This is a genomic window from Algoriphagus sp. Y33 (genome assembly GCF_014838715.1).
Classification (GTDB): Bacteria; Bacteroidota; Bacteroidia; order Cytophagales; family Cyclobacteriaceae; genus Algoriphagus.
On the sequence record NZ_CP061947.1, the window covers coordinates 3566161 to 3578735 of the forward strand.

Sequence of the window (12575 nt, forward strand, 5' to 3'; positions counted from 1 at the left end):
GTTACTGAGCCATTAATCCTGTAAAACAATTCCGGCTACGTATTACCAGGTTTTCTGGAACCTGTTTTCTGGCCATTTTTTTCATCAGCCCATGTTCCCCATAAGTCGCACTCAAATGAAAAACTGTAAAGAAGACAGCGCCTGCGAGCACCGTAGCAATGGCCAGACAAGCATACATAGAAAGGCCTGCTACATAACACAGTGCAAAGACTATCAAAGTCATACCCACACCTGCAGCCAAATATCCGATATACTGTCCCTTTAGCCCTTTAATCTCAATCGGCTTATTTATCCCTTTATTTACCTCGTATTGAATCATGTTCAGTTTCAAATGACACACTGTTTTGTATTCATTAAAGATTATGAGTCCGGAATTACCTATTGGCATATTTTCATCCGAAATGACTTTCTCTTATCCGCTTTCTGTTTTCCGCTACAAACTCCAACAACCCGGAATTTTCTAAGGGAGTAATTTGTGCAGAGGGCACAGGGTCGAAAGGATGCATCTTAAGAAAATACTCGTCACCCAATCCGTAATTTCTTGCTAAGCCTACAGGATCCAGCCCCATTTCATCTGGAATTTTCACCAGAACCACATGGTCAGGTACAGCGACCAAATCCGGGGAGGAGTGCAGAATGCACATATTCTTCACATCAAAGAAAAACAGGTAATGTCTCCCATCTGGGCCTGTTACCATCTCATCCAGATTGAGCTTTTTCCAAGGAAAATCCACATTCCTTAATTCATTTAGCCGGACATCCACCGTAAAGCAATGCCCGGCGACATCAATTACTGGGAGAACTCCCTTCTTTCTCAGTTCGAGTTGATCCATATCCCCTGCTTGATCAGACTCCGAAGAAACTCTGAAGTACGGTAGCCACCACAACCAAAAACACACAGGAACCGAACCATGCAGCTGCCACTTTACCGGTATCCGGTTCACCATTGTTCCATTTGTTGAATACTTTTACCGCTCCTACCAGCCCTACTATTGCCCCTATCGCGTACATTAGATTTGTACCTGCCTGAAAGTACCCCCTTACCTGCTGGGAGGCCTCGGTAATTCCCGCAACCCCATCTTGGGCAGATGCAATTCCTGCTATCAGGAATAAATAAGCCGTACCGATACATCTTGTGGTTTTCTTCATAGTAGTATAGTTATGTTCGTGTTGAAATTGCGGTATGAGGAAGGTCTAGCAGTTCCTGAATGTCTTCTTCAGATATAGCTAGCGCATGCACCTGAGCTGAAAGGAGAATATGCCTAGCTAGCAAAGAACGGACAGCTAATCCCTCATCCCCCTTAAGAATCTGCAGCTTGATCCTGAGCTTGCCAAGAAGCTCTTCACTTGTGCTGCATATAGGAATGACATCTGTGTCTATCTCGTCGATCAGCTTGGCCAATTTTTCCATCAGTAACCCATCATGCTTACTAGTTCCCTTAGAAAGCGTAGTCGCACTGTTCTCTTGAATCTTATTCAATATTCCCGAAAACTCTGGACGGAAATAGCGAATAAGTACATAGCAGTAGTAAAAAACCAATACTGTTGCCAGACCTTGTAGAAATTCGCCCCAGGAGATTGCATCCATCATATCTGCTTGATTTTGAGCATGCAAACTGGGGCGGAATTTCAAAAATCTTCCACACTGAATACCGAAGGGGGAGAAAAAAATTCAGATATCTCCCCTACTGTTTAGATCTGTATTATCCATCCAGCGCTCCAGCTTGTCTTTAAGACGGTCCAGGAAAGTTGTTCGGCTGTTCTTCCGGATACGTATTTCCTGAAAAGTGCGGTAAAACTGGGATAGGTCCTGATGGAAGGCGTTTTCCAGATGGGTTGCAATATCCCTGATAGATGCATTTCCGTTATTTATGGCACCCGAGGCCTTCAAAGCATAAGCAAGCTCCACTAATGCGGCTTTTGTCGCAGTCCACCGGATAGAATGGTTAATGCCGTTCACTCCTTTGTTACTTAGCTTTCCCAGTTCTTTTTGCAGATACCCATGAAGTTCCTGATAAGCCCGAAACCTAGCAAAGACCTTACCTACAGGCAATGAATTAGGATCCCCGTGAGGCAAGGGTCGGGAAAAAAAGATAAAATCTTTCAGACCCTGACGGGCAAAGAGTTGTTGATCCAAATCCGATCGATCCAAACACCAGTATTCATACAATGATTGATATCGTCTCCTGTACATCATTATAGGAACATACTGGCTTTCTAAGTATTTTATCCGGTTCTTTTTCCCTTCTGGCAATGAAGAGATTAAATAATACAGCTCACCAAAGTAGATCAGTTCGGCTTCAAACCCAGGTCTTATTTTCTTGAAAAACTCTATTTCAGATTCTTGAGTATCAAAAACGTCGGAAGCCTTCACTTTGCTGCAATAATCAGAAGCAATAAGATAGGCCTGTTCAGTTCTTACTAGTGGGTTGGAAGAAGTTGATCCTATAGCTGCAATTTCCTCCTTCATCTTTAAAAAAAGATGACTAAATTGTTCATTGTAATCCATAATATGAGAGGTTAGTGGGAAATAAATCCCGGTTAAAAACTGCCCGCGAGTTAAATATTTCCTTAAGCCTGGGTACCAAATAGGCCGGCCACAAACATAGGATCACTAGGGGAAAAACTTTAAAAAAGACTCAATTGAAAAAATGAATCAGGTGATTATAGGAATGAAATGCCACTAAACACGCTTGAAAAATAATGCCTTATTCAGGGTTTACTACTATAAAACCGCTGTTAAAAGTGCCATTTAACTATATTTAGAGCACCTATAACCCAATCCTTTCAAAAATTAACGAAGAGTTTATTATCTTATCTACCTAGGATCTCAGTTTAAGCAAGGATCAGCAATTTTCCTGATTCCAATAATGGAGGAAGGGAAACAAACATTTTTGTTTTGGTGAAAAGGAAGCTCCCGGTACGATATAACGATCAGGTGATGCGCATACTTTTATGTGTAATCGCTGCATTCCTTGTGGCTATGTACGGCACCGGGGCGCGCTTTTTGGATTCACTCTCCAACAATTCATTTTTCGTAAAGTTGTTGGCGGCCTTCTTAATGGCCTTTCTTTTCATTGAATTTATCCATTGGGTGACAGTTCAGCTTGACAAAAAATATGACTGGAAAGATAGCCCACTCCTTCGTCTCACCTTACAGTTTACACTTGGAGTGCTCCTACCTGGGGTAGTAGATTACTTTTTCCTGTCTCTTTATCAATGGTACTTTGGTCTAACCACATCCTCCGCAAATCCCGGACTAAACAACTCTATACCGGCCATGGCGCTGCCAGTGTTCCTTTTCAATATCTATTACCTGTTCTATTACCAAATCCTAAGAAACCGAGAAGGCAATACATACACCAAAACCGAGATGGAAATCCTGCTTGTACAACAGGGAACCAAAACTATTCCCATGGAACTGCAAAATATACGTTTCATTTACCACCAAGACAGAATGAACTATCTGGTGACATCCAACCAAACCACCTATTTCATCAATGAAACCCTGGATGAACTGGAGCAGAAATTACCACCCCGTGATTTCTTCAGGATAAACAGGAAAATGATTATCCAGTACCGCTCCTGTCAGGACTTTCGGTCAAACGGGCATGGGAAACTGTTCGTGCATCTTTCCCCCTCATTCCATGAAGAAGTGACAGTTAGCCAGAGTAGAGCAGGAAAATTCAAAGAATGGATCAGACGGTGAGACAAATAAAATCAACCAACTCTTCTTATCCATGCTTATTTTTTTTTGATTGTTACCCCTTAAAATCAACACCTTATATCATTGGGGAAATAATATTTATCAATATTTTGCTTCCTGATATGTTTGCATTATTAGGCATTGGTTTGGTGGTTATTGGTATGCTGTTGCATAGCACTAAAAGCTAAATAGTAACTCTACTTATGAAAACATTTTTTGATCATGTCCTTCGAAACCCCATTTCCTTTTACTGCTAAATAAAACGGATATATAATTTAAGCCATCATTTAAACCCTACTTCTCCAAGAATGTACACCACCGTATTTGTTTAGCTGAAACAATTTTTAAATGTAAAGGAATATACGTCAATTTCACCCGAATCCCCTCCATCTACACCAAAAACACCCAATCAATCGCAAAATCAGGTAGGATTGAATAAAAATTTCAATCCATTATGTCATTTCTATACCGGCTTCCGCTTTTCCAGTTTGACCATGATAATCCGTCACGCATAGCACTACATTGGGACAGCATTCTCCAGGCCATCAAACTTTCCTCAACTGCCTTTTATAATGAATTGGAAGGAAAAGTCTATAAAGACCTGGATCATAGACAAAGAATCAAACTCAGAAAATACCTGTTGAGAGGCCGCTTCCGCCCTACCCCATTCGGTAGATTTGCAGGGGTGGGTACTGGAACCTGGGAAAAGGAAATATTGATAAATTTCCCTATTCAGACATCCGAAGTTAATGGAAAGAGCCCTCATGGATTTGAAAAGCAGCTTGAATCAAACCCAGATCGGTTCCTGTCAAATTACCACCTGGTTCCAGGGATCTACAAAAGACATAAATACTATCATGCCTTGGTTTTTGACACTATTAGCCGTAGTTGGAAAGGATGCAAGCTTCCGGTCAACCCCCTATTTGAGGCCTTGATCAAAACAACTTCCAAAGAGGGGATAAACTTCAATAAGTTTCAGCAGTTGCTTAGCACACAGCTAGCCACACCCCCTACAGCGCAGGCAAAGCTACTGTGGGAACAGGTCCTTGATTCCGGTTTTTTAGCGCCGGAATACTTATTTGACAATAAGCAGTCAGGGGTGGACATGGTAGTGAAAAACAGATTAAAGTTACCTGAGGGCATCAGGGAACAATTGATGGAATTCATCAATTCAGCTGGAAGTATTTTTTCTAAGGAGGAAAGCTCTTACATCAGGGATTTCAAGAACTTTTTCACAACTCAATTTGATGACCGATACGTCTGCCTCAGCGATCTCTTGAGTCATACCGAGTTTCTAGCCGGGCAGTTTCTTCAACCGGAAAAAGCAGGTATGGATGAGGATATTACCCCAACTATTCTGGGAAATCATGAGCGGAAATCCATAGACTTGAAGAAGTTCTTTGCCAAAAAAGAACTGCAGCAGGAGATCCATGATGTACAGATTCTCTTTCGCCTAGATGCTCTGGGAAATCCAATCATAGAAAATATGGTCTGTAACCGACCCTTTGTCTATACCGGGAGATTCAACAGGGATCCGAACATCAAAGACCTATCTCAGCAGATCAAAAAGAGTGTATATACCGATGCTGAGACCCTCTATGCAAATGTCCAGCTTTTGGAAGCAGCACCTATCCAGCATATCTGTAATGTGGAGAATGTCTTTGACTATGAAATCACACCATTTAAATCCAAGACCCCAAAACAGCTGGGTTTTGATGAGCTCTACCTTGGAATCTGGGAAAACCGTATCCAACTGATTCATAAATATACCGGCAAGCAAGTAATCCCGGTCATCATGCATCCCCTGAATGGTGAGCAGATCACCCATCCTATCCTACGGTTACTTTGGGAAATAGCCCACCATGACAGGTATAGATTTTTACCTTATAAGCACAACATCCTTTCCCAATCCCCTTATTGCCCACAATTGAAGTGGGGTCAACTATGCCTTCAGAGTAGAAAATGGAAGCTGAACAGAGATACATTAGCCACACCGAAAGAACTCCGACAGAAATTAGAAGATCTGGAGATTCCCTTCCATATACTGGCTGGGCATACTGACAGGGAACTTTTGCTAAACCCCAACAATCCGGATGATTTAAAAATACTTTGGCAGGAACTTCAACGTGACCAAACCCTTACCCTGAGCGACCCGAATTGGTTTCCAGCAGGCCTGTTCCGTGCAGCAGACAGTACAGCTGCCTATCCCCAGTTTGTGTTCCAACACTCCCGACCACAGCTTGTCAAGAGATCAAAATTGTCATTCAATCCCATTACCCATACCCATAAAAACTGTCTTTGCTTCACCCTCACTATAAACCCTACTGAAATCCCGGAAGTTTTAGAGCGCCTGCTCCATCAGATGGAAGAGCCTCAGGTCAGCTCCCTGACACCCGTCTGGTATTATCTTCTCTATGGAAAAAACGGAGCCACAGAAATCCGCTTACGCCTTCTGGATATAGCCCCGATTGATAAAAGGACACTTCTAGCCTCATTCTCTGAATTCTTTTTACAAGAAGACCTGAACTGGAAAACAGCTTCCTATTTTCCGGAAACAGCCAAATACGGAAATTCAGGATTAGAAACCTCACACCTGCTTTTTCATCTAGAATCTATATTTCTGGCAACCAAATTCCAAGGAATTTTATATCTGAACTATCCACCCAAGTATAAAGAAGACCTTGTTGTCCACTTATGGAGGATCATTTTTTTCCAATCCCCCTACCTTTCCCGAGTATTCTCCCATCTCAAAGAAGATGTGAAAAGTATGCCTTGGGATGAGGTAAAGACATTTAAATCCTGCTTTGAATACGCATCCACTTTTGAAACCCTAGGTTTTGAATCAGAAAAGTACCTTGAACTCATTAGCTCCCATGAATATTTTCACAGCAAGGAAGATTCAGCAATCCACCTAATGTCCAACCACCTACACATGATGATCAACAGATTCTTTCCATTGGAAACCCAGGATTATGAGCGGAGGATCCGCTATAGGCTTTATAGGGAAATAGGGAAACAAGTCTATGCATTTCAACAGCCTATTCAAACGCTAGGTAACCGAATACTCAGAAAAAGTCCCTTTTAATTAATCCTTCTGTTGTCAAAAATCCGTCTCACCTCATCCTTGTAGGTTCTGCTCATAGTGATCATATCCCCAGAGACGAGCTCACATTCCTCAGGATGTAGTTTTCTTATCTTGAGGATATTTACCGCAAATGATTGGTGTACCCTGACCATATACCTGGAGCGGAGCTTTCCCATACTTTCCATGAAGGAATAGTGCATTGTAAATTCACTTCCGTCATCCAGTTTTACAATGGATATTTTATTCTGCTGTTCCATGTATAAGATTTGTGAGGGATTAAACACCTGATGCCTGTAGCCGAGTTTATCGCTTATCACCCGAATGTTTCCTTCCAACTCTTTTCTAACCCAGTAGAGTGTATCCATTTTCTTCTTTGCCTTTTCCAGTGCCTCAGTCAATTCAATGGTTTCAGGTGGTTTCACCAAAAAATCAAGTGCTTCCACTTTGTACCCCTGCGAAGCATACCTGGAATGTCCGGAACAGATAATCACCGGAATTCCTGAATCGATCAATTTTCTGGATATTTCAAGTCCCCCCAGTTCAGGCATCAAAATATCGGTAATCAGGATGTCCGCCTTTCCCTCCTGTAGGTATCCCAATCCCATCACCGGATCTACTGTTGAAAATCCCACCTCAAAGTCGGGTAGCATGGATATTTCTTGGATCAGAATATCCAAGATATGTTCTTCATCGTCAATCAGACCTACTTTGTATCGTTTTTCCATAATGTATTCTTAGTAGTAAGGAATAATTCGACTCATCTGATTCTACCCTGTAATGGAATCCATCCCCGAATTCATGTCCCAACACACGGAAAACAGAGGAGGAACCAAATCCTGACCGGGGCTTTATCCCCCTGTTTTGGACTTTGTTGGTGATGTTGACTTTGAACACCCAACCCGCTGTTAAATCCTCCTGAACAAGCAGGAATTCAATTTTGCAGGGATGGTTCGTATCTGTGTAATCTCCATGGAAAAACACGTTCTCAACCAAGGTAAGTAGACACATCTTGGGCATAGGAAGCTTGTCGGCTATAGAAGGCACATCTATAGCTGCATGTAAAGAAAGCTGTGGAAATCTCATGCTCTGGATTTGAAGGTATTTTCCCACTGCTTTTACTTCTTCATTCAGGAAATTAGGTTCACCTAATTCCTTGAAACTATACCTGAGTAAGGAAGTCAAATGGGAAAATTCTCTCGCCAAGTCCGGCGACAGTTTGATAATTTTAGACTGGTAGATACTCAAAGAATTCAAGACAAAATGGGAACTGAGTTGCATAGACCGGTGCATTACCTTCAACTTTTCATGATTGATTTCCACGGCATACTTACTCTTCCCTAGTTCAAGATTATTATAATAGGCCCAGACCACCGAGGTTAAAATTAAAAAATGAAATAAGCGGGTGAATTCAATGACAAGGAAACTTTTGGATAGTGAAAGTGTACCCAGGAAAACATTATGTACCAGCAGTTTCACAGCTACTAAACTGGAAAATAGTAGCAGAAAGTAAAACACCGCACGAATCCTTCTTTTATGGTTAATAAACTCAGGGAGTACCAGTTTAAAATATAAGGAACAAATCAGGTATCCCGCTATAAAATGGTATTGGGCCATCAACCATCCGTCAACCTCACCGAATTCTATAAAGGTGGCAACCAGATCAACGAATGCATACAAAAGAAATATCAGGAAAAGTAAATAGAGGGGGTATAGGGTAGGCTTGAACAGCATGTCAATTACACCTAAAACCCTGCCCTTTACACCTAACTGGTCAGGGATCATCTTAGAATTACTAGTTTCCATGGTTCAAAAAAATTATACGTTATGACCAACAAACAAACTTTGGAGGAATGTCAAAAGGCACTCTCATCCATCAGGAAAATCAGTTATCAGGAAAAAAGCAACAACAAAGGAAAGGCTACAAGAAGCTTCTTCAGGGAGTGCCGTACCACCATAACCCGTGCTTAATCGGAGCGTCCGAACTGATGTGGTTTAGAAAGACTTCAGATGAAGTCCGCAAGCTGTACCGGATATTTTAAGGTAATTACCATTAAAAAATCCCCGGTTCTAAGAGACCTGCCACTGTGCAGGTCTTTTTTTTTGATCCTACACCATGAAGAAGCTATACCTACACTGCATTATACTTTTAAGGAAGAAAATATAAAACCCAGTAGATAATCATTTGAAGAATTTATTGCTCACAATTCTCTGCCTATACAGCTTGATTCCAGCAGGGGTAGTAAACTACTTCAAATAGATCCACACAACCATTCACAAAAAGCTCCACCTTTAAATAGAATGGTTGGTTCAAATAAGTAAATAAACTTTAGATCAAACTAATATAATCATTATGACTAATGACACAATACTTTTTTAGCAAATTCTTGATTCTAGCAGCAGCTTAATCCACTTATCATTAATCAGTTAGGATTATCCCAAAAAAAAAAAAACCCGCTTCAATGGCTAACTACCCAAAGAAATTCTTCCAAGACCAACTCATTAGGAATAAACCCATCAGTTGGTTGCAAGTTTCACCCAAAACCCTGCCATGTTCGCCACTTACTTGCTTTATGGTTCTATTTCTCCTGACATTTATCACAGTTCAACAAAACAACAACATGCTCCTTAACTGTTGTTTTTCAATTATTTAAAAACCTTAACAAATAACTAGAGCACAATATTAACAGCAATTCGCATGAATTATCCCAACAGTAATGGACAAGCTATCAAAATTACCTTCAGCCCTTTTAATCCTGCTATGGATCTATACAGGACTGGACAAACTCCTAAGGTTTGGGGCAAGCAGGGATGCCTTTCACAACCAGACCTTTCCTGGGGAACTGGCGGAAGTGCTGGCCTACGCAGTCCCAACTGTAGAGTTGCTGATCGCCGGGCTCCTACTCTTTTCTGTCAGCAGATGGTGGGGATATCTCTCAAGTATTCTCCTCCTCACCGTCTTTACCACTTATGTGGGCCTGATCTGGGTAGGAGCATTTCCGAGGGTGCCGTGCAACTGCGCAGGAATTCTCAACAGTTTGGGTTGGGCGGAGCATTTCGTGTTAAATATGATTTGTATTGGAATAGCTATTTGGGGATTACGATTTGAAGAGTTGATTCGATTGAAAGATTTGAAGATTGAAAAATTGGAAGATTAGTGGAGTTGTTGGATGATAGAAGACCGAAGACGGGAGAAAAGTCCGATGATTGATGATTGATGACGGGTGTCAGATGATAGGTTAAATGTTAATAGTTAAAGGTTAACCTGTAGTGAGGAGAGAATTTAGATTGAATAATCTCCCAAAGTCCTGCAGAAACAGAGCAATGCCGTAGGCCTGCCTGACCGGTAGGCAGGCATGTCAGATTTTATTGCACAGGGTTTTAACCCGGTGAAAAAAAGATAAAAAAGCCATTGCCCCGGACATGAGATACAGTGATAAGAAGAAAGCTTGTCCCGAGGAGGTCTGCAGCGTTTGTAAATTATCGGATTAGAAATCCTACGGGTTGGGGTTGGGATTACAAATCACGATCAGCACAATCGCTGTTCACCAGATCTAGACAAAAAAGTCCAAGGCAGATGCCCCGGACTCTTTAGCTGTTAAGTTTCAAAAAATATGAAATCACAATTTTCTCTTACTCAAATATAATCCATTCCTAGAATCTATCCATTTACCATAGTAAATCAACATAATAAAGGGCGACGGAGGTGGAGCCGCCGCCCACAGCCCAAAGATCTAAAGCACGGGCTGTAAAAAATAGCATGAACAAATTCCCTTAAGACCATTGGTCTTGGGAAATCAAACCTAATTACCGCACCGTCCATCTCTAATGACTGGGAGTAGAGATGCCAGTCAACACTCGGCGGTGCAGGGAGCGGAACCGGCTCCCAAACCGGGGCAACCTGGACGGTTCACCCGCTGAGCCGGAGTCTTTGGGCGGATTCCTCACGAAGGAAAAAGTCCACGGAAGGGACTCCGCATCAGTGGGACTGAGTACCGAATAAGTTAACCCGGGAGGCAACTCCCACAACCAACACGACTATGAAATCACTTAAAAACCTGCTCCCAGCACTAGGATTAGTGTTCGGGGCAACCCTGGCCATGGCCATGAATTTTGCCAATGATCCCACCGAGCGATATGCTGAAGATCCTGCCCCAGGGCCAGAGATCTGGTACAATTTGGCTGGCGTAACCCCAGGTCCTGAAACCTATGTCTGTGATGAATTGAAAAACGAGGATTGTTCTTTCGAAATGCCAGATAAAAACAGTACTCCAGTAGAAGAAGGTGAATTCATCATTACCGGTGAACTTGACTCATTTGTAAAATAATTTCCGAATTAAAGAATCCGGAAATCAAGGCATTCCCCTGAAAGGAATGCCTTTTTTTACTGATCATCTTTGGTTTTGCGGCATCGGGTTCAGGTTTATCTCCGCAGGAGGAATCATGAATGTGTACCGTGGATCATCCGGCTCCAATAGTGCCCCCCCCTCGTTGAATTCACGCCTTAATGTGACCGCAAGTTCAGGATATTTGTTATGTCGCTTTAAATCCCACCAACGTATTCCTCTGTAGAGCAATTCTTTCCTCCTTTCCTCCACTATTTTCTTGAGTAAATTTACATCATACAATCCTTCAACAGCATTGTATCCAGACTCCATTCTGTGCTCCAATAAATAGTTTAATTTTTCCAATGCGTCAGTATCCATGCCTAACCTGTTTGCACTCTCTGCATAATTGAGAATAACTTCATCCGTGGCAATGCCGCCAAAGTTGTAGAAATCCCCCGTATAGTTGCCCCGGAAATTATAAACGCCCTCCTCTCTACCTTCTATTAAAAAATAGGTCAGCCTTAAATCACTGCTGTCATAAAGACTTACCAAATCGGGATTAACCATGTTCTCCGCATTGGTGGTAAATGTGGAACTAAGTTGCCGCTGGTAAAAAATGACTTCAGGATTGAAAATTTCAAATGAATAAGGCAAATCTGAATCTAGGCTCTTATAATCCATCAATGTATCGTCAATTTGCAAAGCCTTTTTTGAGTATTCGTAAGCCTGTTCATAATTATGCATGGTCAGATAGACCCTGCCTAACATGGCAAATGCTGCCCATTTTGATGGACGGGTTGCAATGGTAGGTTTATCATTCAGTACCCGTGAGGAATATTCCAGATCGCTGATAATCTGATTAAAAGATTCCACCATGGTAGATCGGCCTACTTTAATATTCACATCTGAGGTCAACCGGATAGGTATGCCCAACTGGTCGTCCATTACAGGATCAAAAGGCTCAGCAAAATGCAGCAGTACTTCAAAATGTCCCATAGCCCTGTAAAACATGGCAGATGCCTCAAGTTCCAGTTTGCGCTGTTCTTCAACCTGATTTTGAGTCTCATACCCGTTCAATCCATCCAATACCACATTGGCATAAGATATTTTATTATAAGGGGATGACCAGTTCGCATCTGAATCGTCCGCCATATAAAGTTCTTTTTCCCAGAAATACGTAGCCGTCAAATTAAAGGAAAGTCTCTGGATGAGTCCTTCTCCAAAAACAAGGTCATCGGAGCTTATCATTCCTATTATTGGGAAAGAGTTCATTCCGCGCTGCTCAGCATCCAGTAAAGCCTGGAAGTCATCCAATGAGGCAGGGACCACCAAGGCCTGATTAGGTTTGGCATCTAGAAATTCGGAGCATGATTGGGCAATGAACCCAAAAAGCACAAGCAGGACTTTTATATAATGAGTTTTCATAGTATTTAGTTTTAAATGGTAAACCCATGGATAT

The 12575-nt window shown here is 41.9% G+C and carries 13 protein-coding genes; 5 read left to right on the top strand and 8 right to left on the bottom strand.

Features of this window, described 5'->3' with window-relative positions; all coding sequences use genetic code 11:
* Position 1: 1 nt before the first annotated feature.
* The 5 genes from ID165_RS14290 to ID165_RS14310 form a co-directional block, all read right to left on the bottom strand.
* Positions 2-331 carry a DUF4133 domain-containing protein gene (locus ID165_RS14290; protein WP_225586740.1) on the bottom strand — a complete coding sequence of 110 codons (330 nt, stop codon included), beginning with the start codon at positions 329-331 and terminating at the stop codon, positions 2-4.
* A gap of 61 nt (positions 332-392) precedes the next feature.
* On the bottom strand, positions 393-833 hold the full coding sequence (locus ID165_RS14295) for a hypothetical protein (RefSeq protein ID WP_192085502.1): 441 nt from the start codon (positions 831-833) through the stop codon (positions 393-395).
* Between the two features lie 13 nt (positions 834-846).
* Entirely contained in the window at positions 847-1149 is a 303-nt protein-coding gene (locus tag ID165_RS14300) for a DUF4134 domain-containing protein (RefSeq protein ID WP_192085503.1), read from the bottom strand.
* 10 nt (positions 1150-1159) lie between these two features.
* Positions 1160-1591 (bottom strand): hypothetical protein, encoded by a 432-nt coding sequence (locus ID165_RS14305; protein ID WP_192085504.1) that lies wholly within the window; start codon positions 1589-1591, stop codon positions 1160-1162.
* 81 nt (positions 1592-1672) lie between these two features.
* Positions 1673-2470, bottom strand: coding sequence for an RteC domain-containing protein (locus ID165_RS14310; RefSeq protein ID WP_192085505.1), 798 nt, complete (start codon positions 2468-2470; stop codon positions 1673-1675).
* 432 nt (positions 2471-2902) lie between these two features.
* On the opposite strand from ID165_RS14310, the gene ID165_RS14315 reads away from it, so the two are divergent.
* Together ID165_RS14315 and ID165_RS14320 are read left to right on the top strand one after the other, a co-directional pair.
* Positions 2903-3709, top strand: a complete 807-nt coding sequence (locus ID165_RS14315; protein WP_192085506.1) for a LytTR family DNA-binding domain-containing protein — start codon at positions 2903-2905, stop codon at positions 3707-3709.
* Positions 3710-4160: 451 nt separating this feature from the next.
* Positions 4161-6791 carry a lantibiotic dehydratase gene (locus tag ID165_RS14320; RefSeq protein ID WP_192085507.1) on the top strand — a complete coding sequence of 877 codons (2631 nt, stop codon included), beginning with the start codon at positions 4161-4163 and terminating at the stop codon, positions 6789-6791.
* On the opposite strand, the gene ID165_RS14325 is transcribed toward ID165_RS14320, so the two are convergent.
* Together ID165_RS14325 and ID165_RS14330 are read right to left on the bottom strand one after the other, a co-directional pair.
* On the bottom strand, positions 6788-7516 hold the full coding sequence (locus ID165_RS14325; protein ID WP_192085508.1) for a LytTR family DNA-binding domain-containing protein: 729 nt from the start codon (positions 7514-7516) through the stop codon (positions 6788-6790). The genes ID165_RS14320 and ID165_RS14325 overlap by 4 nt on opposite strands.
* Positions 7485-8594: a histidine kinase gene (locus ID165_RS14330; RefSeq protein ID WP_192085509.1), complete on the bottom strand. Its 1110-nt coding sequence runs from the start codon at positions 8592-8594 to the stop codon at positions 7485-7487. The genes ID165_RS14325 and ID165_RS14330 overlap by 32 nt, the downstream gene beginning before the upstream one ends.
* Positions 8595-8615: 21 nt before the next feature.
* On the opposite strand from ID165_RS14330, the gene ID165_RS14335 reads away from it, so the two are divergent.
* The 3 genes from ID165_RS14335 to ID165_RS14345 all read left to right on the top strand — a co-directional run bounded on the left by ID165_RS14335 (position 8616) and on the right by ID165_RS14345 (position 11116).
* Entirely contained in the window at positions 8616-8759 is a 144-nt protein-coding gene (locus ID165_RS14335) for a hypothetical protein (protein WP_192085510.1), read from the top strand.
* Positions 8760-9505: 746 nt separating this feature from the next.
* On the top strand, positions 9506-9946 hold the full coding sequence (locus ID165_RS14340; protein ID WP_192085511.1) for a MauE/DoxX family redox-associated membrane protein: 441 nt from the start codon (positions 9506-9508) through the stop codon (positions 9944-9946).
* A gap of 882 nt (positions 9947-10828) precedes the next feature.
* Positions 10829-11116, top strand: a complete 288-nt coding sequence (locus ID165_RS14345; RefSeq protein WP_192085512.1) for a DUF6520 family protein — start codon at positions 10829-10831, stop codon at positions 11114-11116.
* Between the two features lie 63 nt (positions 11117-11179).
* Here the strand turns inward: ID165_RS14345 and ID165_RS14350 are convergent, their stop codons facing one another.
* Positions 11180-12541: a RagB/SusD family nutrient uptake outer membrane protein gene (locus ID165_RS14350; protein WP_192085513.1), complete on the bottom strand. Its 1362-nt coding sequence runs from the start codon at positions 12539-12541 to the stop codon at positions 11180-11182.
* Between the last annotated feature and the right edge of the window lie 34 nt (positions 12542-12575).

Bases quoted from the DNA above. Each gene is read 5' to 3' on its own strand.
- ID165_RS14295 (WP_192085502.1), bottom strand. From the start codon at position 833: ATGGATCAACTCGAACTGAGAAAGAAGGGAGTTCTCCCAGTAATTGAT.
- ID165_RS14300 (WP_192085503.1), bottom strand. From the start codon at position 1,149: ATGAAGAAAACCACAAGATGTATCGGTACGGCTTATTTATTCCTGATA.
- ID165_RS14305 (WP_192085504.1), bottom strand. From the start codon at position 1,591: ATGATGGATGCAATCTCCTGGGGCGAATTTCTACAAGGTCTGGCAACA.
- ID165_RS14310 (WP_192085505.1), bottom strand. From the start codon at position 2,470: ATGAAGGAGGAAATTGCAGCTATAGGATCAACTTCTTCCAACCCACTA.
- ID165_RS14320 (WP_192085507.1), top strand. From the start codon at position 4,161: ATGTCATTTCTATACCGGCTTCCGCTTTTCCAGTTTGACCATGATAAT.
- ID165_RS14325 (WP_192085508.1), bottom strand. From the start codon at position 7,516: ATGGAAAAACGATACAAAGTAGGTCTGATTGACGATGAAGAACATATC.
- ID165_RS14330 (WP_192085509.1), bottom strand. From the start codon at position 8,594: ATGGAAACTAGTAATTCTAAGATGATCCCTGACCAGTTAGGTGTAAAG.
- ID165_RS14335 (WP_192085510.1), top strand. From the start codon at position 8,616: ATGACCAACAAACAAACTTTGGAGGAATGTCAAAAGGCACTCTCATCC.
- ID165_RS14340 (WP_192085511.1), top strand. From the start codon at position 9,506: ATGGACAAGCTATCAAAATTACCTTCAGCCCTTTTAATCCTGCTATGG.
- ID165_RS14345 (WP_192085512.1), top strand. From the start codon at position 10,829: ATGAAATCACTTAAAAACCTGCTCCCAGCACTAGGATTAGTGTTCGGG.
- ID165_RS14350 (WP_192085513.1), bottom strand. From the start codon at position 12,541: ATGAAAACTCATTATATAAAAGTCCTGCTTGTGCTTTTTGGGTTCATT.